Genomic DNA, 25,561 nt, shown 5'->3' with positions numbered 1-25,561 from the left:
GCGACGAGGGTGTTATGCGAGTCACCGCCGGACAACACCGGATAGCCCGTTTCCGCTGGCAGGGAGGCTGGAAATTTACCGCGTCCCGTACACCCGGCAGTTCATGTAACGACACTGTTTCCGCATAGGCTCCAGTGCGTCTACCCCCCTTTACGGAGGCTCAGTTTGATGCGCCGGACCAGACGCACGCGTTCACTGAACGCGTTGGGCGTGATCCTCACCAGCGGTGCGCTCGGCCTTGCCAGCGGCACCGCGGCGGTCGCCGCCGAACCCACGGCGAACCCCTTCATCAGCGAGATCCACTACGACAACGCCGGCACCGACTCCGGTGAGGCGATCGAGATCGAGGCCCCGGCCGGGTTCGACCTGACCGGCTGGCAGATCGTCCTCTACAACGGCAACAACGGCGCCTCGTACAACACCCGCACGCTCAGCGGCGCGGTCCCGGCCGCCGGCGTGGTCGTCGCGACCTACCCCGTCGACGGCGTCCAGAACGGCTCCCCGGACGGGATCGCCCTGGTCGCCCCCGACGGCACGGTCGCCGAATACCTCACCTACGAGGGCACCTTCGCCGCCGTCGGTGGCCCGGCGAACGGCCTCACCGGCACCGACATCGGCGTGGCCGAGGGCTCCACCAGCCCGGTCGGCTCGTCCCTGCAAAAGGTTGGCGGCAGCTGGCGGGACGCGGCCCCGAACACCTTCGGCGTACGCAACGGCGGCGGCGACCCGGACCCCGACCCCGATCCCGACCCGATCGGCTGCGACGTCCCGGTCACCCACACCATCGCCCAGGTCCAGGGGACAGGCGACGCGACCCCGCTCGCGGGCACCCGGGTCACCGTCGAGGGCGTGGTGACCGGTGACTACCGCACCGGCGGATACAACGGCATCTCGGTGCAGACCGTCGGCAGCGGCGGACGCGCGCCGGCCGCCGGCACCGCCTCCGACGGCGTTTTCGTCTACCTCACCACGAACGCCGCCAACCACCCGTCGGTCGCCGTCGGCGACCGGGTCCGGGTCAGCGGTACGGCCAGCGAGTTCAACGGACTCACCCAGGTCAGCATCGCCGCCAAGGCCGACGTGCAGGTCTGCGAGCAGGGCGTGGCGCTGCCGACCCCGGTCGCGCTCAGCCTGCCGCTCGACCCGGCCGGCCGCGAGTCGGCCGAGTCGATGCTGGTCGCCCCGGTCGGCCCGTACACGGTCTCCGAGGTCTACAACACCAACCGGTACGGCGAGGTCGTGCTCGCCGCCGGTGAGCACGCCGCCCCGATCCCGACCGACCTGGCCCGCCCCGGCACCCCCGAGGCCCAGCAGGTCGCCGCCGCGAACAAGCTCGCCCGGCTGCTGCTCGACGACGGTCGGACCACCAACCTGTCGACCGACAACACGCTGCCGCCGTACTTCTCGCCGACCAGCCCGTTGCGGGTCGGTGACCAGGTCGAGGCGTTCGGCCCGACGGTGCTGTCGTACGGCTTCAACGAGTGGCGGCTCCAGCCGACCACCCCGGTCGCCGCGAGCACCCCGCCGGCCGGTCGCACCACCTTCAAGTCGACCAACCCGCGTACGGCGGCACCGGAGAACGTCGGCGGGGACCTCCGCCTGGCGAGCTTCAACGTGCTGAACTACTTCGTCCACTTCGGTGGCGAGGCGCGCGGTGCCGACGACGAGGCCGGCCTGGCGAAGCAGGAGGCGAAGATCGTTTCGGCGATCAACGCGCTCGGCGCCGACGTGGTCGCGCTGGAGGAGATCGAGAACTCGGTACGGTTCAACACAGCCGACCCGCAGCAGGCGCTCAAGCGGCTGGTCGCCGCCCTGAACACCGCCGCCGGTGCGGGGACCTGGGACTACGCCCGTACCCCGGCGCAGTTGCCGCCCGCCGCCCAGCAGGACTTCATCACCACCGCGATCATCTTCAAGCCGGCGAAGGTCACGCCGAAGGGCGAGTCGCGCTCGGTCAACGACGAGAGCGTCTGGTTCAACGCGCGCGAGCCGATCGCGCAGAGCTTCACCTCCGGCGCGGTCACCTTCACCGTGGTCGCGAACCACCTCAAGTCCAAGAGCGCGTCGGACTCGGCGACCGGCGACAACGCCGACGCCGGTGACGGCCAGGGCCAGTTCAACGGTGACCGGGTCCGCCAGGCGCGGGCGCTGGCCACCTTCGTGGACCAGTTGAAGGCGGAGAGCGGCAGCGACGACGTACTGCTGCTCGGCGACTTCAACGCCTACACCCACGAGGACCCGCTGCAGGTCCTCTACGACAAGCAGTACGTCGACCTGAACACCAGCGGCGAGGCGAGCTACGTCTTCGGCGGCGAGTCCGGCTCACTGGACCACGCCATCGCCTCCCCGTCGCTGGCCGCCCGGGTCACCGCCACCGACGTGTGGCAGATCAACTCGCACGAGTCGTTCGCCTTCCAGTACGACGGCCACCCGGCGTTCTTCGCGCCGAACCCGTACCGGGCCAGCGACCACAACCCGCTGGTGGTCGGTCTGCGTACCACCGCCACCCCGGTCGACCTCCAGTTGTTGAACATCAACGACTTCCACGGCCGGCTGGAGTCCCCGGCGACCGTGAACGGTCAGCCGGTCGGCGGCGCGGCGCAGCTCGCCGGGCTGGTCAACCAGCTCCGGGCGGAGAACCCGAACACCGCGTTCGTCTCCGCCGGTGACAACATCGGCGCCTCGACCTTCATCTCGGCGATCGACGGCGACAACCCGACGATCGACGCGCTGAACCAGATGGGTGTCGTCGCCTCGGCGGTCGGCAACCACGAGTTCGACAAGGGCGTCGCCGACCTGACCGGCCGGGTGACCGACCGGGCCGACTTCCCGCTGCTCGGTGCGAACGTCTACCGGGGCAACGAGCGGGTGCTGCCGGCATATTCGGTCAGCACCGTCGGTGGGGTCAAGGTCGGCTTCGTCGGTGTGGTCACCGAGCAGACCGCGAACCTGGTCAGCCCGGACGGCATCGCCGGCCTGACCTTCCGCGACGCGGTCGCCGAGGCGAACACCGTCGCCGGTGAACTCAAGGACGGCAACCCGGCCAACGGTGAGGCCGACGTGGTGGTGCTCCTCGCCCACGAGGGCGCGGCCACCGAGAACATCGACTCCGCGGCCGAGCTGGCGAACGACCCGGTCTTCGGGAAGTACACCCGCGCGAACGCGACGATCGACGTCATCCTCAGCGGTCACACCCACCAGCCGTACGCCTTCGAGGTCCCGGTTCCGGGCACCGACAAGCTGCGCCCGGTGGTGCAGGCCGAGGACTACGGCCAGAAGCTGGGCAAGGTCACGTTGACCTACGACCCGGCCACGAAGTCGGTCACCGCCGCCGACGCGGCGCTGCTCGACGTCGTCGGCGCGCCGCAGGACCCGGCGGTCGCGGCGATCGTCGCCACGGCCAAGGCGAACGCGGCCGAGCTGGGCAAGCGTGAACTCGGCAAGATCACCGCCGACATCAAGCGCGGTTACACCAACGGCCAGGAGAACCGGGGCATCGAGTCGGTGCTCGGCAACTTCGTCGCCGACGTGCAGCTGGCCGGCACCGAGGCGCCGGGCCGGGGCGGGGCGCAGATCGCGTTCATGAACCCGGGCGGGCTCCGGGCCGACCTGCTCTACCGCACCGACGGCACGGTCACCTACTCCGACGCCTTCTCGGTGCAGCCGTTCTCGAACGACGTGGTGACCAAGAGCTACACCGGTGCCGAGATCAAGGCGGCGCTGGAGCAGCAGTGGCAGCCCGCTGGTGCCTCCCGTCCGCTGCTCTGGCTGGGCGTCTCGAAGGGCTTCAGCTACACGTACCTGCCGGACGCCGCCCAGGGCTCGCGGATCACGTCGATGAAGCTCAACGGCGTGGCGATCAACCCGACCGCGACGTACCGGGTCACGGTGAACTCGTTCCTCGCCTCCGGTGGGGACAACTTCGCCGCCCTCGGCGGTGGCGCCAACCCGGCCACCACCGGTGACAACGACCTGACCATGCTGACCGACTACCTGGCGGCGAACTCCCCGGTGACGGCGGACCCGCAGCCCCGGTCGGCGATCGGCCAGCCCGGCCCGCAGTGCACCACGACGATCACCGGCCGCTACAGCAAGCCGCTGACCGTCACCTCGGGCCTGACCTGCCTGGAGCAGGCGACCATCTCGGGGCCGGTCACGGTCGCCCCCGGCGCGTCGCTGATCAGCACCGGCAGCACCATCTCCGGTCCGGTCACCGCGACCCGGCCGGTGCTGTTCACCCTCACCGGAACCACCGTCTCCGGACCGGTGACCGTGACCGGTGCGACCGGTGCGGTGCTGGTGGAGTCCGGCCGGATCAGCGGCCCGGTCTCCGCCACCAACAACACCGGTGGGGTACGCCTCGACACGCTCACCGTCGCCGGCCCGGTCAGCCTGACCGGCAACTCCGGCAGCCAGCCGGTGCTGGTGGCGGCGAACACGGTCAACGGTCCCCTCTCCTGCTCGGGCAACACGCCCGCGCCGGGCAACGACAACCGGCCGAACACCGTACGCGGTCCGGCGAGCGGACAGTGCGCGCGGCTCTGAGCTGACGTACCGAAGCGGTTGCCACACCCCGGTCCGGGGTCACCCTCGCGGGTGGCCCCGGACCGGCCCGTTTCCGGCCATGTATTCCCGTTGTGTGTCAGCTCGCGATTCCGGATTAACTCTCCGATTTCGGGGGAGGATCGAGTGGGTCCGGCGCTCTGGACCCGAGAATGTGCGACGAGGGGGTCCCGACGTGAAGGCTGTGCAGTTCACCGAGTACGGCGAGCCGGACGTGCTGCAGATGGCCGAGGTTCCCGAGCCCCACGCCGGGGCCGGCCAGATCCGGGTGACCGTCCGGGCGATCGGCGTCAACCCGTGGGACTGGAAGGTCCGCAGCGGCGCGATGCGGCAGTTCCTGCCGATCGACTTCCCCTACATCCCCGGCGGTGAGGTCTCCGGTGTCGTCGACGAGATCGGCGACGGGGTCACCGGGTTCTCGGTCGGGGACGAGGTCTTCGGCTTCGCGGTCGGCGCGGCGTACGCCGAGTACGCCGTACTCGCCCAGGACCATTTCGCGCAGAAGCCGCCCGCCCTGCCGTGGCCGGAGGCGGCGGCGTTGCCGACCGCGGCGGAGACCGCGTCACGCGTGTTGGACCAGCTCGGCGTCGTCGATGGACAGACCGTGCTGGTCAACGGCGCGGCCGGTGGCGTCGGACTGGCGGCGGTCCAGCTTGCCCGGTTCCGTGGCGCGACCGTGATCGGCACCGCCAGTGAGCCCAACCACGACTTCCTCCGCTCACTCGGGGTGACCCCGGTCAGCTACGGCGAGGGCCTGGTCGAGCGGGTACGCGAGATCGCCTCGGCCGGGGTGGACCGGGCCTTCGACGTGGCCGGTAAGGGCGGTCTGCCGGACCTGATCGAGCTGGCCCACGGCACCGACAACGTGATGACGATCGCCGATCCGGATGCGCAGAAGTACGGCGTACGTTTCAGCAGCGGCCGGAGCAAGAATCCGTTCCCCGCCCTGGACCAGGTCGCCCGACTGGTCGAACAGGACACCTTCACCCTCCCGGTGGCGGAGACCTTCCCGCTGGAGCGGGTCGCCGACGCCCACCGGATCAGCCAGGCCGGTCACATCCGAGGAAAGCTCATCCTCCTCCCCGCCTGACCTTCACGCTCACCCCCCGCACCCGCACCCGCACCCGTTTCGGCGGTTAGGAAGGGCCCCTTCCTCTACAAAATCCGATAACAAGGGGCCCTTCCTTCGCCCGCAGCGGGGACGTCACGTGTCGCATGGCGTCAGTAGCATTGCGTGCGAATGTGGGGCGGGTCACGATCTATCCGCCCGGTCGATGGGCGGAGGGGTGGTGAGGGTGGCACTGACCGAACTGGACCGGGAAGCGCCGACCGAGCCGGACACCGCCCGGGGCCCACGCCGCCGACTGGGCGGTGGGCGTCGTCGGGGCGTACGACGTCGGTGGCTGCGCAGCCTGCTGGTGCCGACCCCCAACCGGTTCATCCTGGTCGGGGTGATGCTCGTGCTGCTCTTCGGGTTGACCGCCGCGATCGCCGGGCTGGCCGCGCGGGCGGCGGTCGACGCGGGACGGGTCATGGTCACCAGCGCCGCCCAGATGAGCGGCAACGCCCAGGGCATGCACCGCTGGCTGGCCGAGGCGGACGCCGCCGCGACCGGGCGCTTCCTCGCCTCACCCGAGTCGGGACAGCGGGACCAGCTCAACGAGCGGTACGAGCAGGCGCTCGGCGAGGTACGTCGGCTACTCGGCGAGTCCGCGGGTCTCACCGGCGGTGATCCGGCCCGCGCCGCCGGCCTGGCCCGGGTGGCGAACCAGTTGTCCGTCTACGCCAATCTCGTACAGCACGCCCAGACGCTGGGCGCGGACCCGGCCGCGAAGCCGACCGACGCGCTGCTCGGCTCGGCGTACCTGCGGGAAGCCTCCGGATATCTGCGCGGTGTGCTGCTCCCGGCCGCCCAACAACTCTGGGAGGACGAGACCACCCGACTGCGGGAGGCCCGACGCGGCGGACAACTGGCACTGTTCGGGTCGATCGGGATCACCCTGCTCACCCTGGGCGCACTCTGGTGGAGCCAGCGTTACCTGCGCCGACGGACAAAACGTCGGGTCAATCCCGGGTTGGTGCTGGCCACCGCCGCCATGCTCGCCACCACCGGTTGGCTGGTCGCCTCGTGGCGGCACTGGCCACAGGCGGAGAAGGGGCTGACCGTGGCCGGCCGCCAGTTCGAGCGGCACCGCGACCTGATCGAGATCCAGCGCGGCGCTCTTCAGGCCCGCGCGGACATCTACCTGCGACTCGGCGGCAACAGCAGCCAGTACGGCATGGACGCGCTGAACGAGCGGTTCGAGCGGGACGCCCGTTGCGGGCAGGCGCAGGAGCCGTTCACCGATGAGATGCGGTCCCTCGTCGGCGCCTGGTGCAACGCCCACCGGCGGTACGTCGAGGAGAACGAACGGCTCGGCGCGCACCGGGCGGCGGTCGACGCGGCGTTGCCTGGCGGCGAGGTCGCCACCGCGTTCGGGCGCTACGACACCGTGCTGACGAACGAGATCACCATGCTCGACCGGGACATCTTCCGTGAGCTGACCGCCACCCCACCGGCACCGACCTCGATGGGCGTGGTCACCCTGCTGCTCTGCCTGCTGGCGAGCGCGGGAGTGCTGGTCGGCATCGGGGTACGGGTGAGGGAGTACCAGTGACGTCGACCTCTGCCGCGCTGCGCCGCGCCATCGCCGTACTCGCCGTGGTGCTGCTGCTCGGGGCGAGCGGCTGCACGAACAGCTACCAACCGCCGACGGTTGCTGCGCCCCGCCCGGCCGGGGCACAGCAACCGGCACCGACCCCGAGCCCGATCGACGCACCGGAGTGTGACGCGCGCCGGAGCGTGCAGCCGCTGGCGACCGCGCCGAGCAAGTACGTGACGCAGGGATACATCCGGGCCGGGGTGGACCAGACCATGACCCGGATGACCTACCGCCACCCGGCGACGGGCGAGTTCCAGGGTTTCGACATCGACCTGCTCTACGAGATCGCCAAGGCCCTCTTTCCGGGCAAGGACCCGAAGCAGACGGTTCGCTTCGTTGTGGTCACTTCCGCCGAGCGGCAGGCGCGGCTGCGGGACGACACGGTCGACATCGTCGCCGACTCGATGACCGCCACCTGCGCGCGCGCATTGGAGGTCGCCTTCTCCACCGACTACCTCGACTCGGGGCAGACGGTCCTGGTCCGGGGTGACTCGCCGTACCAGGGGATCGGAGATCTCGGCGGCAAGCCGGTCTGCGCGGCGACCGGCACCACCTCGCTCCAGCACACCCGGGACCGACCGGAGAAGCCGATTCCGGTGTCGGTGCCGAACTGGACCGACTGCCTGGTCATGTTGCAACAACGCCAGGTCGAGGCGATCTCGACCGACCACAATGTGCTGCTCGGTCTCCGCGACCTCGACCCGAGCACCAGGTTCGTCACCCAGCCGCCCGGGTGGCGTCCGCCGGGCGACACCTCGTGCGACTGGCACGTCGAGCCGAAGTCCGCGTGCACCTGGTTCAGCGACGAGCCGCACGCGATCGCCACCCGACAGGACGACATCGCTCTGCTCCGGTTCGTCAACCACGTGCTGGAGCAGCTCCGACGGGACGGCAGGTGGGCGCAGATGCACCAGAAGTGGTTGCCGGAACACCCGGACGCCGGCCCTCCGCCGGCCCGTTACGGTCCGAACCTCTTCTGGCCTCCGGGCATGTGAGGGCGGCGATGCCAGAACCACGCGCGGCGCGGCACCCGGTGGCCCGGCGCCCGCTGGAGCTGCGGCACCAGCCGCTGACGCAGCACCAGCAGGGTGGTGGCGGCGATCCGGAGGCGGAGCTGCGCCGGCTGGCCGCCGAGTGCTCCCGGCTCTCCCACGCGCTGATGATCCGGGACGCCCCCGGCCTCCCGCAGTCCGACCGTCAGGAGACGGCCGGGGCGACCGCCCGTGCCTGGCAGGACGTCCAGTGGCGGATCGGGGAACTGGCCGCCCAACTCGCCGCCGCGCAGCAGGTGCTCGACCGGGCGGAGCTGTTGCGCCGCCGCCAGCCCGGCGCACCGGTGCCGGCCGGCCCCGATGCGGGACCGGATGCTGCCCCGGCGTCGGATCTGACCGCCCCGAACGGTGCCGCCGAGCTGACGGCCCTGCTGCACGGGCCGTGCGAGGTGGTGCTGACCGGGGCCACCGGGGCGCCGGCCGAGGTGGTGAGGCTGCCCCTGCCCGAGGTGATCAAACGGGCCGGTGAGCACCACGCCGCGATCGTCGCCGTGGCCGAGGCGGTGGCATCCGCCCGTACGGTGGTGGTCGGGCAACTCGATCCGCTCGCCCGGCGTTTTGCCGAGCTGCGTACCCGGGCGTTGGCGGTGGCCGTGCCGGCGGAGGTGCTCACCGGTGCGGAGGCGGAGTTCGACACGCTGCGCCGGGTCGCCGACCGTGATCCTCTCGGCGCCGTCGACGGGGTGACCTGGCGAGCGGCCCGGGAGCGGCTCGCCGCCCAGCTCACCGAGCTTGGCGTACGGCTCGGACGGGCCGAGGAGCTGCGGGTCCGGTTGCCGAGTTTGGTGGACGAGTTGCGGCTGCTCATCGGACGGTTGGACGCGGACGAGACCGAGGCCCGGTACGCCTGGCGTGGCCTGACCGCGATCCCGGGTCCGCGTACCGGCACCGAGCCGGCGGTGGCCGGATCCGGGGCGGCGCCGGGCGCGGCAGAGTTCGGCGCGCCGGTGCCGCAGGCCGGGGCGCTGCGGGTGCGGCTGCGCGCGGTTGAGCGGCGCTGCCGCCATGGCCAGTGGTGGGACGCGGTCGACGAGGCGGCGGAACCGGCCGCGATCAGTGCGGCGGTGACCGCGGCGGCGGAGCGGGCGGTGCGGGCCAGGGACGCCGCCGGGCTGCACCGGCAGCGCCTGCATGAGCTCCGGGTCGAGTTGCGTGGCCGGCTGGACGCCTTCCAGCGCAAGGCGTTCAGCCTCGGCCGCTCCGAGGATCTGAGCCTGACCGATCTCTACAACGAGGCCCGGCGCCAGTTGCGGGCGGAGCCGTTCGACGCCGAGGCCGCCGATCGGGCGGTCACCCGTTACCTGTACGCGGTGAACGAGGAGGGCCAGGCGTGAACGGATGTCTCGCCCGTGACTGTCCGGGCGACGTCGACCTGGACGGCTTCTGTCTCAAGTGGGGGCACCGGTGCCCGGGGCAGTCCGGTGACCAGTCCGCCGGGTCGTCCGGCGTGGCCGGTCAGTCCGCCGGCTCGTTCGGCCGCAACGGCGAGCCGGTCGGCTCGTCCGGCGCCGCCGTGCCGGCCGGTACCGGTGACCCGGCGACATCCGGCGGCCAGGCCGGCACGGGCGCGGGGGCGGGGGCGACGAGCGGCGGGGGTGGCGCCGGGCACGGGTGGTCCGGTGGCGGCTCGGGCGGGGGGTTCGGCGGTTCCGGTGCCGGACTCGGCGGTTCCGGTGGGGTCGCAGGTCCGTCCGGCGGGGGCAACCCGACGCCGGGCGGCGGCGGGACCCGGCGCTGGTTCGGCCTGGTCGAGATGCCGGTGGTGCCACCCCGTGACCCGCTCGCCGCGATCCGGGCGGACCATGCCGTACCGGAGCACGCGCGGATCTGCGCAAGGTCGTCCTGCCGCCGGCCGGTGGGGCGTACCGACGGCACCGAGACCGGCCTCACCACGGGCTTCTGCCCGTACTGCGGCACGCCTTTCTCCTTCGTCCCCCCACTGCACGACGGGGACGTGATCAAGCAGCGGTACCGGATCAAGGGCTGCGTCGGCTACGGCGGCATGGGCTGGATCTTCGCCGCCCGGGACGAGGACATGGACGGCAGCTGGCGGGTGCTCAAGCGCCAGCGGGCGGCGGAGGACTCGACCGCCGCCGAGGCGTTCGTCGGGGAACGGCGGGCGCTGATCGCGCTGGACCACCCGAACATCGTCAAGATCTACGACTTCGTGCCCCCGGAGGCGGGCGACGGTACGCCGTACATCGTGATGGAGTTCGTCGGCGGGCAGTCACTCGACGAGATGCGGCCCCGCCCCGCCGGCTGGGGCGTACCCGGGCCGTTGCCGTTGCCGCAGGTGCTCGCGTACGGGCTGGCCATCCTGGACGCCTTCGACCACCTGCACGACCAGGACTGGCTCTACTGCGACCTGAAGCCGGACAACGTCATGCACGTCGGCAACCGGCTCAAGCTGCTCGACCTCGGTGCCGCCCGACGGGCCGGCGACCTGGACAGCCCGCTGCTCGGCACCCGTGGCTTCGAGGCGCCCGAGGTCCACCGGCACGGTGCGCGGGCCGCCTCGGTCCGATCCGACCTCTACACCGTCGGGCGCACCCTCGGCGCGCTCAGCCTCGCCGCCAACACCAGCCAGTACCTCAGCCGCTTCCCCGACGGGCGGCAGCCGGAAACCGTGCCGCAGCTGCTGGAGCAGCACGAGTCGTACCGCCGGCTGCTGCTGCGCGCCACCGACCCGGACCCGGATCGCCGGTTCGGTTCCGCCGCCGAGATGTACGCGCAGGTGCACGGGGTGCTGCGGCAGGTCCTCGCCGAGCAGGGCCAGGAGGTGCCGCCGGAGGCGTCCACGCTCTTCGGACTCGCGCCCCGCCCGTTCGGCGCGTACGACGATCTCCGTACGCCGTTGCCGGCGGCGACCGTCGCGACCGCGCTCCCGGCACCGTTGATGGACCTCGCCGACCCCGGCGCCGGATTTCTCGGCTCGATCGGCGCGCTCCAGCCGGCCGAGTTGATCGCACTGCTCGGGCGGGCCCCGGAGCGCAGCCGGGACGTGCTGCTCCGGTTGACCCGGGCCTACCTCGACGCCGGCCAGCCGGAACTGGCCGCTGGCACGCTCACCGAGCTCGCCGCCCAGCCCGGGGCGCCGGTCGACGACTGGCGGTTGGACTGGCACCGGGGGCTGGTCGCGCTCGCGGCCGGCGAGATCGGCACCGCCCGGGAGCACTTCGACAGCGTCTACGGGCGGCTCCCCGGCGAGCTGGTGTCCCGGCTCGGGTACGCCGTCGCCAGTGAACTCGACGGCGACCTCGCCACCGCGGAACGGCACTACGCCGCGGTGTGGGCCACCGAGCGTTCGTCGCTCAGCGCCCTTTTCGGGCTGGCCCGTACCCGGTTGCGCCAGGGTGACCGGCGGGGGGCGGCAACCGCCCTCGACCAGGTGCCCGAGGCGGCCAGCCACCGGTTGCCGGCGCAGATCGCCAAGGTCCGCGCGCTGCTCGGCGCGGTACGTCCGGACCGGCCGGAGGCGGACGAACTCGTCGACGCCGCCAGTACGGTGAAGGCGTTGGACCTGACCGGGGCGGCCCGGGACAGCCTGACCGCCGAGGTGCTGGAGGTGGCGCTGGCCTGGAGGATTCCGCAGCAGCCCAGCGTCGCCGGCATGGTTTTCGACGTGCCGCTGGTCGAGGACCGGTTGCGGGAGCGGCTGGCCGAGGTCTACCGCTCGCTGGCCCGGCAGAGCGTACGTCGTCGGGAGCGGATCGCCCTGGTGGACCGGGCCAACCGGGTACGACCGTGGACGTGGCTGTGACCGGCCGGGCCGGCGTCACCCGCCCCGGCCGGTGTCGTCTCTGCTCGTTTCGATCCGGGGAGGTGCGCCGGTGAGCGCTGGTCCGAGCTTCGACATCACCACGCACTACGAGATGTACCTGCCGACCGAGGGGACCCTGGTCGACGTCGTCGCCACGGTCCGGTCGACCGGCGGAACGGTCGGTGAGACGGGCTCTGGTGCGCCGGCGCCGCACCTGGCCGAGGTGATCCTGCTCGACTGCTCCGGTTCGATGGGCTCGCCGACGAGCAAGCTGATCCAGGCCCGCCGGGCGGCGATCGCGGCGATCGAGGCCCTGCCGGACGGGGTCCGGTTCGCGGTGGTGGCGGGCACGCACAGCGCGGAGATGATCTACCCGGGCTCGGTCCGGTTGATGGTGGCCAGCGACACCAGCCGGGCGGCGGCCAAGGAGGCGTTGCGCCGGACCAGTGCCGGCGGCGGTACCGCGATGAGTCACTGGTTGCGGTTGGCGGCGCGGCTCTTCGAGGAGGCGCCGGGGAGCGTACGGCACGCGATCCTGCTCACCGACGGCCGTAACGAGAGTGAGCTGGTCAGTGAGTTGGACGCGGCGCTGGCCGAGTGCGCCGGCCGGTACACCGTGGACTGCCGGGCGATCGCCGAGCGGCCGGGGGTGCACGCCTGGCGGGGCACCGAGCTGATTCGGATCGCCGATGCCCTCGGCGCGAACCCGGTGGTGCCGGTGGAGGACCTGGACCGGCTCTCGGCCGAGTTCACCCAGTTGATCACGGCTGCGCTCGGCCAGCGGACCGCTGACGTACGGCTGCGGGTGCGTACCTCGGCGCTGGCCTCGGTCCGGTTCGTCAAGCAGGTCTACCCGACCATCGCCGACCTCGCGGAGCTGGCCCAACCGGTCGACGCCCAGACCATCGACTATCCGATCGGGGCCTGGGGTGAGGGGCACCGGGACTACCACGTGGGGCTGGCGGTGCAGCCGATGGCGGCCAACGAAACCCGACGGGTCGCCTGGTTGAGCCTGCTGGTGCCGGTGGCGGACGAACCACCGGCGGCAGCCGCGACCGGGACGGCGGATGAGCCGGGCCGGTCGGCCGAGGTGGGGCAGACCGCGATCGCGGTCGAGTGGACCGAGGACATCGCCCGCTACACCGGGATCAACCCGACGGTGGCCCACTACACCCGGCAGCAGGAGTTGGCGGTGGCGATCCGTACCGCCTGGGAGGCGTTCGACGAGCGCCGGTTGGCCGACGCCGAGTCGTTGATGGGGCGGGCGGTGTCGTTGGCGTACGCGGCCGGCGCCCACGACAAGTTGGCGGTCTTCGGCCGGGTGGTGGAGATCGAGGACGCCGGTTCGGGCCGGGTGCGGCTCCGCTCCGACGTCGACCCCGGGCACTGGCAGGTGCCGACCGTGACCGGCCACCACACCCGCTCCTGGGGCACCGCCGGCCCCACCGGCGTCAGCATTCTGAACAGCCAGGACGCCGCCGGGAACAGCTCCGACGTGGTGCCGAGGCAAGCCAACGCCGCCCAGCACGACGTCGACCCGGTGCCGGCCCCGCTGCTCGACGAGTGCCCCGAGTGCCAGACCCGACGGCGAGGCCGCTTCTGTGAGCGGTGCCGGTACGACTTCCAGGCGAGCCGGGCCGGCTGATCGGGGTGGACCTCTTCGAATGGGTGGAGCGGTTCGACAACATCGTGTCGATCGTGGTCGGCACGGTTGCCGTACTGGCGATGGTCGGAGGGAGCGCCGCGTGGCAGCGCCGCCGGCCGCACCGGGCGGCGGAGACGATCCACTCCGTACGCGCCCTGGTCGCCGCCCAGCGGGACACCGTACCGGCGCACGCGTACCAGTTTCTCGACGGTTCGGTCGCCGCCCTCTCCGCGATCTACGTACCGCAACGGGTGGTGCCGGGAACCGGCCCGATCGGCCCGGTCCAGGCGTTCGACGCCGACGACCTGCTCCGGGGTGACGCCCATCTGCTGCTGGTCGGACCGGCCGGCAGCGGTAAGACCACCTTCGTCGGGCACGCGGTCCGCGAACTCGCCCGGGGCTTCAGCGGGACCGTACGGGGCCGGGGCGGGGCGCCGGAGGAGGTCGGGCTGGCCGTGCCGGCGACCATGCTGGTCGACCGGTCGTTACCGGAGGCGCTGGCCGAGGCGTACCGGTTCGGGGTGCCGGCGGTCTCGACCGGTCAGCCGCCGAGCCGGCATGGACGGTGGCTGGTGCTGGTCGACGGCGTGGACCGGATCAGCGACCCGAACACCCGGTCGCGGGTGCTGGGCCAGTTGCGCGAGTGGGCGGCCCGGGTCGACCACCCGTACCGGCTGATGTTGACCACCCGCCCGTTGGCGGCGGAGGAGGCGACGGCGTTGCGGACGTACTTCGCCGAGCATCACCTGCTGCCGTTCGAGCCGGATGACCTGTCGACCTTCGCCGAGCGGTGGTTCCGGGACCGGGTGCCCGATCCGGAGCGGGCGGACCGGGACCGGGACCGCTTTCGGGTGGATCTGGCCCGGGTCGAGCTGGACGGGTTGACCGGCAACCCGTTGCTGGTCACGCTCGCGGCGCTGAGCTGGGAACGGCGTCCGGGTACGTTGCCGCCAGGGCCGGCGGAGCTGCTCGACCGGTTCGTGCCGCACCTGATCGAGAGCGGTGCGGCGGCGGTGGACGAGGCGGCGGCGGCGTTGAGCCGCCGGGGTGCCGCGGGTACGGAGGTGGCGGCCTGGCTGGACGAGCGGATCGAGGGGGTGTGCGAGGCCGCCGCGGCGGGCTGGTTGCGTGATGGTGGCGCGGTGCCGGCCGCGGTCGACTGGACCAACACGTACGCCCCGGTTGCCCCGGGTGGGTTGTTGCGGGACTGGCCCGGCCGGGTCCGGGCGCTGCTGCTCGCCACCGGTCTGTTCCTGCCCCGGGGCGCCGACATCGAGCCGCTGACCCGGGCCGTCGCGGAGTACCTGGCGGCCGGCCCGGTGGCGCGGGAGTGGCCGGAGTCCCGCTGGCTGGAGCTGATGGCCGATCCGTCGACCCGGGGGACGGGTGCGTTCGCCCTGGCTCGGGCGGGTCGGGCGACGGAGTCGGCGTTGACCCGGCTGGCCGGCGGGACGGGGCTCCAGGTGCTGGCCGCCGGCCACCTCGTCGGCGCCGGGATTCCGATGTCGGTGGAGGTCCGGGACATGATCCTGGCCGCCCTGCTGCGGCTCTGGCAGGCCGGCGAGGCGTCGCTGGCCGGCGAGTGCCTTTCGGTGCTGGGGGAACTGGCGAAGGCACCGGCGATCCGGCGGGCGGTCTTCGGCATCGCCGCCGACCCGCGCTGGCCGCGCCAGGTGCGGCGGGCCGCGAACACGTTCGTCGCGGTGCCGTCCCTGCGTCAGTCGAGTCCCGACTGAGCGGCGCCGCACTGGCGTCCGGGCGCCGACTGGCGTCCGGGCGCGGTACGGGGCCGGTGGGTCGCACCGGTCCCGTACCGGGTGTGAACCGGCGGCTCAGAAGGCGTGGGTGACCGTGAGGGTGATGTTCGAGCAGGAGGCGGCCCGGCTGGTGAGGGCGTTCTTCTCGGCGGTGTCGACGGTGAGCCGCCAGCGGGTCTTCACCGCCACCCATTCGCCGATGTAGCGGCAGACCTCACGGCTCGGTACCCAGGTGGTCGGGTCCTGGTCGCTCTTGGTCTGGTTGACGTTGTCGGTGACCGCGATCAGTGCCCGTACGTCGCCCATGTCGTTGGCGTACGACTGCCGCCGTGAGGTGGTCCACGAGCGGGCACCGGAGTCCCATGCCTCGGCGAGCGCGACGACGTGGTCGATGTCCAGGTCGGCGGGGTTGGTCCAGTAGGCCCCGTCGTAGTACGAGAACCAGCGTCCGCCGGTGAGCGTGCAGCCGGAGCCGACCGACGGGTTGGTGGTGGCCTCGGCGATCAGTACCTCGTACCGGGTGTTGCAGCCGTCGCCGTCGGCGTCGATCCAGTGCGGGAAGAGGTCGCGGTTGTAGCCGGTGCGGATTTCGCTGGCGACCGGCAGGTTGGCGATCATGGTGCGGAGTGGCTGGGAGACGGTCGCGGCCTGGGCCGGGTTGGCGAGACCGAGGACGGCGAGGGTGGCGGTGGCCAGCAGGGTGGTGGCCCAGCGCGTGAGGGTACGGGTCATCACGACTCCATCCGGGTGGCAGGCTCTCTGCCTGTCACCCATATAGACGGAGCCAACTGTCGTACGGCCTCGCCCGAGCATGAACGATGGTTAAATTTCCACCCTGTTTCCGTCCTCGGTCCCGCCGACCCGGTAGCCGGGGGACCGGGCTCCCGGTCAGCCGGCGGCGATCAGGTCGTCCGTCGGCGACGTCCTCGGCGCCGGTGTCCTGGCGGTCAGCTGGAACCAGAACGATCCGTAGCCGGGCAGGGTGAGCTGGTAGGGGCGGGCGCCGATCAACGGGAACGGTGTCTGCCCGGTCAGTTCCACCGGCAGGTGGCCGATGAACCGGCTGCCCAGCGGGAGCTGTGCCGGCTGAGGATGCCGGGACAGGTTGTGTACGCAGAGCACCACCTCGTGCCCGTCCGGCCCGTCGTACTCGCGCAGGAAGGCGAGCACCGTCCCGTTCTTGCCGCCGAGGTCGCGGAAGGAGCCGAGGGCGAGCGCGGGATGCTGCTTGCGTACGGCGATCATCTGCCGGGTCCACTGCAACAGCGACGCCGGTTGTTCGAGTTGGCGTTCCACGTTGACGGCCTGGTAGCCGTAGACCGGGCCCTGGTTCACCGGCAGGTAGAGCGCGCCGGGGTCGGCGCTGGAGAAGCCGCCGTTGCGGTCCGGGGACCACTGCATCGGGGTACGGACCCCGTTGCGGTCGCCGAGCCACACGTTGTCGCCCATGCCGATCTCGTCGCCGTAGTAGAGCACCGGCGAGCCGGGCAGCGAGAGCAGCAGCGAGGTGAAGAGTTCGATCTGGTTGCGGTCGTTGTTGACCAGTGGGGCCAGGCGGCGCCGGATGCCGACGTTCACCCGCATCCGGGGGTCCTTGGCGTACTCGTTGTAGAGGTAGTCGCGTTCCTCGTCGGTGACCATCTCCAGGGTCAGTTCGTCGTGGTTGCGCAGGAAGGTGCCCCACTGGCAGTCCTGCGGGATCTGCGGAGTCTGGGCGATGATCTCCGAGATCGGGAAGCGGGACTCGCGGCGTACGGCCATGAAGATCCGGGGCATCACCGGGAAGTGGAACGCCATGTGGCACTCGTCGCCGCCCACCGCCGGGTCGCCGAAGTAGTCGACCAGGTCGGTCGGCCAGAGGTTCGCCTCGGCCAGCAGGACGCGGCCGGGGAACTCCTCGTCGACCATCTTGCGCAGTCGCTTCAGGTACGCGTGCGTCTCCGGCAGGTTGGCGCAGTCGGTGCCCTCCCGCTCGAAGAGGTACGTGATCGCGTCCAGTCGGAAGCCGTCGATGCCGAGTTGGAGCCAGAACCGGACGACGTCGAACATCGTTTCGCGTACGACCGGGTTGTCGTAGTTCAGGTCTGGTTGGTGGGCGAAGAACCGGTGCCAGTAGAACTGCTGGCGGACCGGGTCGTAGGTCCAGTTCGACGGTTCGGTGTCGCAGAAGATGATCGGGACCTGCGCGTACTCGGTGTCGGTGTCGCGCCAGACGTAGAAGTCCCCGTACGGTCCGTCGGGGTCCTGTCGGGACTGTTGGAACCACTCGTGGGTGTCGGAGGTGTGGTTCAGCACCAGGTCGGTGATCACCCGGATGCCGCGCGCGTGTGCCTCGTCGATCAGTGTCACGAAGTCGTCGATGGTGCCGAACTCGGGTGCGACGGTCAAGTAGTCGCGGATGTCGTACCCGCCGTCGCGGCGGGGGGAGTCGTAGAACGGCGGCAGCCAGAGGCAGTCGACGCCGAGCCACTTCAGATAGTCCAGTTTGGTGGTGAGGCCGGGCAGGTCCCCGAACCCGTCACCGCTGGCGTCGAAGCACGCCTGTACGAACATCTCGTAGAAGATGGCCCGCTGGTACCACTTGGGCTCGATGGCCAGCTCGCGGGCGCGCCGCAGGGGAGCGGGGGTCGATTCCAGTGGTACGGGCAACTGCCGGGGCAGCAGCCCCAGCTCCTGGTCCGGCGACGGGACCGTCAGCGCGTTGATGCGCTCAGCGAGATCGGACATGGTTCTCCTCCGGGGTTCCAAGTGGAGGGCCCGCAGGTACGGCAGCCGTCGTGCCCGCGGGTCACGCGGGAAGGAATCGCCGGCGCCGGTGACGGCGGGTTCACCGCCCGTTCATCCGCTTCAACCGGGGGTGACGATCAGCGGTAACGCCGATGTTTCAGTAGCGAATCCGACGATCGAGGAAAACCCGCCCGGTGATCGCCCCACACCCCTCGCGACCAGGGCATATGTACGGTGTGGACGCTGTCGTGGGCGAGCTGACTCATGGTCATTTATGACGGTTGAGATGATTTACGCCTTCTGCACACCCGGACGCCGGTCGGAAATCTGACTGAACATCACCCGTTGTGTTCGGTGAACCGGCATGGTTAAGCTCATCGTGCGCGCCCCAATCGCCCGCTTCCCCCGTGGCAGGCGATCGGGGCGCGCACCTATGTGAGGCCGCCGGTTCGCGGTCCCGGGTGCCCGTTCGGCGCGTGTAGCGCCCGGTGGCGACGCACGGCATCGCGGTTGGCGCAGCCCGGTGAGCAGTAACGCTGCCGGCCCCCTCGCGAGGTGTCGACGTAGACCGTCGCGCAGTCGGCCAACGCGCAGCGGCCGAGCCGGCTCATACCCCGTCCGGCGAGGTGCAGAGCGGTGCCGACGCCGACCAGTGCGCGCAGCACCGCAGCCAGTGGAACCCCGTCGTCGCGGTAGTGCAGGTGCCAGCCGGAGCCCTCGTGGTTGGTCAGCCGGGGGTACGCCGACGCCGCCGCCAGCAGCCCGTTGACCAGTTCGGCCCGTTGGACCTCGTCCGGCGCGTCGACGATCCGGCACCACTGGTCGACCAGTTCAAGGGCCTCGGTCAGGTCCCGGTCGCCGACCGGCATGTCGATCACCAACCCGGCGGCGGCGCACCGCGTCACCAGGTCGGCGACGGTGGTCGGGCGGTTGTTGGCCAGTGCGACGGCAAGGCGTACGGCGTCCTGGCCGTAAGGGTTGAGATGCACAATGGCATTACAGCAGGCTCTGGTCATGAACACCGACGACGGTCATGTCTGGCACACCCGGTCCCGCCACCGTACGAGCGACGGTGTGGTGACCTACCAGTCCTGCCACTGCGGGTTATGGCGACTACTCTCCGCAGCCGAACTCGCCACGGTGGGAGCCGCGCGTACCGGCGGGCGCCCGGTCCGCCCCGTCGCGTACTCGTCGGCGTCGGGGTGTGTCGACCGGCGCTGACCGGGTAGACCGGCGGCATGCCGCGAACCCTTCGACCCGGCGGCGCGTCGTGACCGACCCGGCCGCACAACGGTTCGGTTTCGCGTTCGCGCGACCGTTCCGGCTGCCGCTCTCGCTCATCGGGGTCCGCCCGGACAGCGCCAGGGTCACCGTCGACGTGGCCGGCCTGACCGTCCGGTACGGGAGGTGGCGCCTCTACAGCCCTCGGGAGAACATCGTCGGCGCCGAGCGCACCGGCCCGTACCGGTGGTGGCGGGTGCTCGGACCGCACATGTCGATGGTCGACCGGGGCGTCAGTTTCGGCACCACCAGCGCTGGCGGTGTCTGCATCCGGTTCCGTACCCCGGTGCCGGGGCTCGCCCCGGGTGGCTGGCTGCGCCACCCGGCCGTCACGGTCACGGTCGACGACCCGGACGGCCTGATCGCCGCTCTGGAGAACGGGTGACGAGGGCGGTCACCGGCGCGCCCTAGCCGTGCCGGCGCGCGATGAGCGCCTCGATGCCGTCGAGGAGCAGGTCGAGCCCGAAGGTGAAGTCGGCGTCGTCGATCCACTCCTCGGCGACGCCGAAGGCGTTGACGCGTACCGCCTCGGTGAGTTCGGGGTAACCCTCCGGGTCGAGCACCTGCCCGAGAATGGCGCCGTACTCGGCCAGCCCGGCGATCGAGTCGTCGCCGGTGACGGCCCCGGCCACGCTGTTCAAAGCGTGGGCCAGGGTTGCCTGCCGGACGGCGTAGCCGGTGAGGCTGGTCGCGATGTTGATCCGTTCGCCGTGGTCGAGTCCGGTGTCGGCGAGGGCCGCGAGCGCGCGGTCGAGCCAGCGCAGCAGCCGGGGGCCGGTGGGTGGGGTGCGCTGGTCGAGCGCCAGTAGCCAGGGCCGTTCGAGGAGGAGATCCCGGTTGGCCCGGGTCCACTCGGTCAGGTAACCGCGCCAACCCTGTCCGTCCAGCGCGGGCGGTTCGGGTGTCGCGGCGTCGGCCATCACGATCAGGAGCTCGTCCTTGCTGCCGACGTAGCGGTACAGGGACATTGTCGCCATCCCGACTTCGGCGGCGACGCTGCTCATCTTCACGCCCTCCAGGCCGTCGCGGTCGGCGATCCGGATCGCGGCGTCGATGACCCTGCCCAGGTCAAGGCTGGGCCGGGGGCCGTGTCGGGCGACCGTCTCGCGGCCCCACATCCGGGCCACCACGGGAGGGAGCGTCGGTTCCGCCACGTTGAACTCTCCTCGTCCTCCACCCGCGGGTCTTGCGCTCACTCTAGATCTCGGCAACTCTGTACCTCGTACGCTGTATCCTATACGCAGATCACGGGGAGGTCGGTTATGACTACAGAGAGTCCTGCCGGGCGTGTTCTCGACGTCGACGCGATCCGAGGGTTCGCACTGCTCGGGATCTTCGCCGTCAACGTCACCTTCATGGCCTCCGGTTATCCGGGAAACCTGGTCACCGACCCCGACTTCGACTCTGGCCTCGACCACGCCGTACGGGCGTTCTCCTCCCTCTTCGTCGACATGAAGTTCTACGTGCTCTTCTCGTTCCTCTTCGGATACAGCTTCACCCTCCAGATGGAGGCGGCGAGCCGGGCCGGTGCCGCCTTCTCGGCACGGATGCTCCGCCGCATCGGTGGCCTCTTCCTCCTCGGCGCCCTGCACATCGTCCTGCTCTACGGCGGCGACGTGCTCACCACGTACGCGGTGGCGTGTCTCGTCCTGCTCCTGATGCGCAACGTCAAGGACCGTACGGCGATCCGGACAGCGCTGGCCCTCTACGTACTTGTGCTGGTCAGCCTGGTCGCCAGTGCGTTCCTGGTGGACCGCTCGACGTTCGTACCGGGCGAGGCCGAGGCGCTGGTCAACGGCGAGGAGGCGACGCGGGCACTGCTCGGCGGCTGGGGGGCGAACCTCGACGAGCACCTCGACGGCCTGCCGCTGCTCGTACTCCAGGCGGTGACCCTGCAGGGCCCGACCGCGCTCGGGCTCTTCCTGCTCGGCATGGTCGCCGGGCGCCGGCAGTGGCTGGCCCGGGTCACCGGAGGCGAGCCGGTGCTGCGCCGGATCCAGTGGATCGGGTTCCCCGTCGGGCTGCTCGGTTCGATCGTCTACACCGCCAGCGGCGGCAACGGCAACACCCTCGGGGTCGCGGCGAGCGTGGCGACGGCACCGCTGCTGGCCGCCGCGTACGTCGCGACGCTGCTGCGGATCATGCACAACCCGCGTACGGCGGCGGTCCGAAGCGCGCTCGCCCCGGGCGGCCGGATGGCCCTCACCAACTACCTGGGTCAGTCCGCGATCGGCCTGATCGCCTTCACCGGCATCGGGTTCGGTCTCGCGGGCAGCCTCTCCCCGCTGGCACTCTTCGCCTTCGTCGCGGTCGTCTTCGCCGCTCAACTGGCCCTGAGCGCGCTCTGGCTGCGCCGTTTCCGCTACGGCCCGGTCGAGTGGGCGCTGCGCTGGCTCACCAACGCCCGCCGCCCCGCCTTCGTCGCGCCGCCGACATCGGACCAGCCGAACGCGGAGACCATCGAGCCGGCTCTGGCCGCCACCACCCGCCAGCCCGAACCGCGCTGACGCGGGTCGTCACGACCCCTGCCCGCCCGGCGTCGAGCTCATGGTCGGCGCGGGTGGGGGTGTCGGATGGCCCTGGTGGGTGGCCCAGTCGGGGGCGAGCAGGGCCATGAGGTGAGCGTCGATCCACTCGCCGTCCCAGTGCAGGGCCTGGCGTTTGGTGCCCTCGTGGACGAAGCCGACCTTCTCATAGACCCGGCGGGCGCGCGGGTTGAAGTCGTACACCTCAAGCTCGATCCGGTGCAGACCGACGGTCTCGAAGGCGTACGCCAAGATCAGTCGGGTCGCCTCGGTGCCGAAACCACGGCCGAAGAATCGAGGGCCGGCCAACAGGATGCGGAACCAGCACGAACGGTTGTGTTCGTCGAGGTCCAACAACACCACCTCGCCCACCCACTCGCCGCTGCCCTGGTCGACGATCGCCAGGTCGAGACGGTCGTCATGGCCGGCGCGGGTGGCGTACCAGCGTTCCAGGATCTCCAGGCTGTGCGTACGGTGGCTGCCGGTCAGTTTGAGCGTCTCCGGGTCGAGCGTCGCCAACCCCGGTGCGTCGGCGGCCTCGACGGGGCGGAGCAGCACCCGTTCACCCACCAGGATCGGCTTCTCGATCAACGAGATTGCATCGCCCACAACGAGATCATGCCTGCCCACCCCACCCCCATGCTCGTCGATCTAGGGTGAATCGTCGTTGCCGGAGATCAACTAACGTCGTTTCGCCCTAGATCGACGAGGAGAGGGGCTCCCCGGACCTTCAAATCCAGCGGGGGCCCAGCCACATTCGCGCGGACCATTCGGCGTACGGCAGCAGTTGGCCGACGAAGACCGGATAGAAGTACGCGAAACAGATCGCCACCAGCAGGACGTACGCCCCGGCGATGATCACGCCGACGGTACGCCGGTCCAGGCCACCGCCCTCGGTCGACGACTCGTCCGACAGTTCGGCCGGAAGCGTCTCCTCGGAGAGGGTGAGGGTGGTCGGCTGGCCGGTGTCGCCCTCGGCCGGTGCCGCCGAACGGACCCGGGACCGGGTCGCTCTGCTGCCGCCCGGTGGGCCGATGATCGCGCCGAGTACGTACGTCACCGCGAGGATCAGGAACGGCAGCGCCGGGGCGGTGTAGAAGGAGAACATCGTCCGCCCGTCGAAGGCGAACCAGAACCAGGGGAGCAGTCCGGCGGCGACGGAGAGCAGGATCGCCCCGGCCCGCCAGTCGCGGCGGGCGATGCCGAGCCAGGCGGTCGCGGCGAGCGCCGGCAGGAACGACCACCAGAGGATCGGGGTGCCGAGCAGCAGGATCTCGGCGGCGCAGCTCGGCGCTCCGCAGCCGGCATCCGACGACCAGTAGAAGGCGACCGGGCGGCCGAGGAGCAGCCACTGCCACGGCCACGACTGGTAGACGTGCGGCGTCTCCAGGCCGGTGTGGAACTTGTACGCCTCGACGTGGTAGTGCCACAGGTTCTGCAACGCCCCGAGAATCGGCGGCTCCGAGTGACCGTTGTCAGCCAGCCAGTGCCGGAAGTAGCCGTGGTCGGTGGCGAACCAGCCCGACCAGGTGGCGATGTACGTCGCCACGATCAGTACGCCGGCCAGGGCCAGCCAGCCGATCTCGCCGAGCAGGGTGTCCAGCCAGGGGCGGCGTACGCCGGCCGAGCGGCGCGCGCCGACCTCCCAGAAGATCACCAGGAGGGCGAACGCCGGGATGAAGTAGAGCGCGCTCCACTTGACCCCGAGCGCGCAGCCGAGCATCAGCGCGGCGAGCAGGCGCCACCACGGCACACTCTCGGGGAACCGCAGCGGCAGCCGACCGATGGCGCCACGGCGGCTCGGGTCGAGTCCCGCCTCGATCGCGCGTACCCACCGGCGGCGGTGGTGGTCCCGGTCGACGACCAGTGCGGCGAACGCGGCGAAGACGAAGAAGAGCAGGAAGATGTCGAGCAGGGCGGTGCGGGAGAGCACCAGGTGGAACCCGTCGAGGGCGAGCAGCAGGCCGGCGGCGCAGCCGAGCACGGTCGAGCCGAAGAGGCGGCGGGCGGTCCGGACCATCAGCAGCACCGAGAGGATGCCGATGATCGCGGCGGAGAAGCGCCAGCCGAACTCGGGCGAGGTGGTGACGATGTGCCCGGCGGAGACGACGTTGCCGTCGACGTCGTAGTAGCCGAACGCCCACTCGCCGATGCCGATCATCCACTTGCCCAGTGGCGGGTGGACCACGTACGACGGGACGTTGTCCTTGTAGTTCCACTCGACGCCCTTGCTGATCAGGCCCCAGGCGTCCTTGGCGTAGTAGGTCTCGTCAAAGATCTTGCCCTTGGGGTGACTCAGCCCGACCAGCCGCAGGATGGCGGCGATCGCGACCACCACCAGCGTGGCGAGCCAGGAGTACGGCTCCAGCCGGCTGTCGATCGGCACCAGCCGGCGGCGCAGCACGGCGGGGAGGTGCCGTCCGCCGGGGAGTGTCGGCTCGGTCTTCGCCGCGCCGACAGCGGGACCATCGGGGGGTGCGGTGGCCGTACCGCCCGAGTGATCGCGGTCGCTGTCGCGGCTTGCGGTCTGCGCTGTCGACGCCAGGGTCACCCCGCGATCGTAGGCTGCGGGAGCGGACGGTGGCGGCCTACGTCAACCTGACGTTTTCATAAGTGTCGATGAGGGGACGTTCCTGGTGGTAGATATGTCGAGTAATGGGCGACTTGTCATACTTGGAGCGCCGCTCGGCAACCCCGGGGACGCCTCCACCCGGCTCCGGGAGACACTCGCCGCCGCCGACGTGGTCGCGGCCGAGGACACCCGCCGACTCACCCGGCTCGCCCGCGATCTGGAGATCACCATCAGCGGCCGGATCATCTCCTACTTCGAAGGCAACGAAGAACGGCGCACCCCCGGCCTGGTCGAGGCCGTACTCGCCGGAGAACTGGTCGCGCTCGTCACCGACGGCGGCATGCCCAGCGTCTCCGACCCCGGATACCGCCTGGTCAAAGCCGTGGTCGACGCCGGGGCGCCGGTCACCGCAGCCCCCGGACCGAGTGCCGTCACCACCGCACTCGCCCTCTCCGGACTCCCTGTCGACCGGTTCTGCTTCGAAGGCTTCCTGCCCCGCACCGGCGGCGCGCGCCGTACCCGGCTCCGGGCCCTCGCCGCCGAGGAACGCACCCTCGTGTTCTTCGAGGCACCCCACCGGGTCGCCAGCACCCTGACCGACCTCGCCGACACCTTCGGCGCGGACCGGCCGGCCGCCGTCTGCCGCGAGCTGACCAAGACGTACGAGGAGATCCTGCGCCGACCCCTCGGCGAACTCGCCACCTGGGCCACCGAGGGTGAACCGCGCGGCGAGATCACCCTCGTCGTCGCCGGCGCCACCGCGACCCCCGCCGTCCGCCCCACCGACGACGAACTCCGCGCCGCGGTCGCCGCCCGTGAAGCCGCCGGCATCACCCGCCGCGACGCCATCACCGAGGTCGCCACCGCCTACGCCCTCCGCCGCCGCGACGTCTACACCGTCGTCCACACCGCCTAGCTGTGTAAGGAAGGGCCCCTTGTTATCGCATTTTGTATAGGAAGGGGCCCTTCCTAACACC

General features: G+C 71.1%; 18 protein-coding genes. 12 read left to right on the top strand and 6 right to left on the bottom strand.

Annotated features, from left to right (window positions below; genetic code table 11):
- Positions 1–168 precede the first annotated feature (168 nt).
- The 8 genes from BDK92_RS14920 to BDK92_RS14880 all read left to right on the top strand — a co-directional run bounded on the left by BDK92_RS14920 (position 169) and on the right by BDK92_RS14880 (position 15,458).
- Entirely contained in the window at positions 169–4,545 is a 4,377-nt protein-coding gene (locus tag BDK92_RS14920; protein WP_121157266.1) for an ExeM/NucH family extracellular endonuclease, read from the top strand.
- Positions 4,546–4,738: 193 nt separating this feature from the next.
- Entirely contained in the window at positions 4,739–5,653 is a 915-nt protein-coding gene (locus tag BDK92_RS14915) for an NADP-dependent oxidoreductase (RefSeq protein WP_121157265.1), read from the top strand.
- A gap of 199 nt (positions 5,654–5,852) precedes the next feature.
- Entirely contained in the window at positions 5,853–7,220 is a 1,368-nt protein-coding gene (locus BDK92_RS14910) for a hypothetical protein (RefSeq protein WP_147457011.1), read from the top strand.
- A complete protein-coding gene (locus tag BDK92_RS14905) occupies positions 7,217–8,260 on the top strand; it encodes a transporter substrate-binding domain-containing protein (RefSeq protein WP_121157263.1) in 1,044 nt (347 codons plus the stop codon). The genes BDK92_RS14910 and BDK92_RS14905 overlap by 4 nt, the downstream gene beginning before the upstream one ends.
- 8 nt (positions 8,261–8,268) lie before the next feature.
- Positions 8,269–9,651 (top strand): hypothetical protein, encoded by a 1,383-nt coding sequence (locus BDK92_RS14900; protein ID WP_121157262.1) that lies wholly within the window; start codon positions 8,269–8,271, stop codon positions 9,649–9,651.
- Positions 9,648–12,077 (top strand): serine/threonine-protein kinase, encoded by a 2,430-nt coding sequence (locus BDK92_RS14890; RefSeq protein ID WP_170208589.1) that lies wholly within the window; start codon positions 9,648–9,650, stop codon positions 12,075–12,077. Before BDK92_RS14900 ends, BDK92_RS14890 begins: the two co-directional genes overlap by 4 nt.
- Positions 12,078–12,147: 70 nt before the next feature.
- The gene (locus BDK92_RS14885) at positions 12,148–13,722 is read left to right on the top strand and encodes a VWA domain-containing protein (RefSeq protein ID WP_121157259.1); all 1,575 of its coding nucleotides are present in this window, start codon (positions 12,148–12,150) and stop codon (positions 13,720–13,722) included.
- A complete protein-coding gene (locus BDK92_RS14880; protein ID WP_121157258.1) occupies positions 13,686–15,458 on the top strand; it encodes an NACHT domain-containing protein in 1,773 nt (590 codons plus the stop codon). Before BDK92_RS14885 ends, BDK92_RS14880 begins: the two co-directional genes overlap by 37 nt.
- A gap of 96 nt (positions 15,459–15,554) precedes the next feature.
- Here BDK92_RS14880 and BDK92_RS14875 read toward each other — a convergent pair whose 3' ends face one another.
- From BDK92_RS14875 to BDK92_RS14865, 3 genes are all read right to left on the bottom strand, one after another.
- Complete coding sequence (locus BDK92_RS14875; protein WP_121157257.1) at positions 15,555–16,211, bottom strand: HNH endonuclease family protein; 657 nt, start codon at positions 16,209–16,211, stop codon at positions 15,555–15,557.
- A 156-nt stretch (positions 16,212–16,367) separates the two neighbouring features.
- Positions 16,368–18,206 carry a maltose alpha-D-glucosyltransferase gene (treS, locus tag BDK92_RS14870; protein ID WP_121157256.1) on the bottom strand — a complete coding sequence of 613 codons (1,839 nt, stop codon included), beginning with the start codon at positions 18,204–18,206 and terminating at the stop codon, positions 16,368–16,370.
- 431 nt (positions 18,207–18,637) lie between these two features.
- Positions 18,638–19,195, bottom strand: a complete 558-nt coding sequence (locus BDK92_RS14865) for a CGNR zinc finger domain-containing protein (RefSeq protein WP_121157255.1) — start codon at positions 19,193–19,195, stop codon at positions 18,638–18,640.
- 25 nt (positions 19,196–19,220) lie between these two features.
- Between BDK92_RS14865 and BDK92_RS14860 the strand changes: the two genes are divergently transcribed.
- Both BDK92_RS14860 and BDK92_RS14855 read left to right on the top strand, forming a co-directional pair.
- Positions 19,221–19,427 carry a hypothetical protein gene (locus BDK92_RS14860; RefSeq protein ID WP_147457010.1) on the top strand — a complete coding sequence of 69 codons (207 nt, stop codon included), beginning with the start codon at positions 19,221–19,223 and terminating at the stop codon, positions 19,425–19,427.
- Positions 19,428–19,476: 49 nt separating this feature from the next.
- A complete protein-coding gene (locus BDK92_RS14855; RefSeq protein WP_121157253.1) occupies positions 19,477–19,872 on the top strand; it encodes a hypothetical protein in 396 nt (131 codons plus the stop codon).
- Between the two features lie 22 nt (positions 19,873–19,894).
- Here the strand turns inward: BDK92_RS14855 and BDK92_RS14850 are convergent, their stop codons facing one another.
- Positions 19,895–20,641, bottom strand: a complete 747-nt coding sequence (locus BDK92_RS14850) for a TetR/AcrR family transcriptional regulator (protein ID WP_211349235.1) — start codon at positions 20,639–20,641, stop codon at positions 19,895–19,897.
- A 108-nt stretch (positions 20,642–20,749) separates the two neighbouring features.
- Between BDK92_RS14850 and BDK92_RS14845 the strand changes: the two genes are divergently transcribed.
- Positions 20,750–21,994, top strand: a complete 1,245-nt coding sequence (locus BDK92_RS14845; RefSeq protein ID WP_121157251.1) for a DUF418 domain-containing protein — start codon at positions 20,750–20,752, stop codon at positions 21,992–21,994.
- Between the two features lie 9 nt (positions 21,995–22,003).
- Here BDK92_RS14845 and BDK92_RS14840 read toward each other — a convergent pair whose 3' ends face one another.
- Positions 22,004–22,621 carry a GNAT family N-acetyltransferase gene (locus BDK92_RS14840; RefSeq protein ID WP_211349233.1) on the bottom strand — a complete coding sequence of 206 codons (618 nt, stop codon included), beginning with the start codon at positions 22,619–22,621 and terminating at the stop codon, positions 22,004–22,006.
- A gap of 121 nt (positions 22,622–22,742) precedes the next feature.
- Entirely contained in the window at positions 22,743–24,557 is a 1,815-nt protein-coding gene (locus BDK92_RS14835) for a dolichyl-phosphate-mannose--protein mannosyltransferase (protein ID WP_425462302.1), read from the bottom strand.
- A gap of 100 nt (positions 24,558–24,657) precedes the next feature.
- Between BDK92_RS14835 and rsmI the strand changes: the two genes are divergently transcribed.
- Positions 24,658–25,500, top strand: a complete 843-nt coding sequence (gene rsmI, locus BDK92_RS14830; RefSeq protein WP_121157249.1) for a 16S rRNA (cytidine(1402)-2'-O)-methyltransferase — start codon at positions 24,658–24,660, stop codon at positions 25,498–25,500.
- Positions 25,501–25,561 lie beyond the last annotated feature (61 nt).

It is taken from the genome of Micromonospora pisi (genome assembly GCF_003633685.1).
In the GTDB taxonomy this organism is placed as follows: Bacteria; Actinomycetota; Actinomycetes; order Mycobacteriales; family Micromonosporaceae; genus Micromonospora_G; species Micromonospora_G pisi.
The sequence above is the reverse complement of the archived record's forward strand: the minus strand, read 5'-3'. Positions and strand labels throughout refer to the sequence as shown.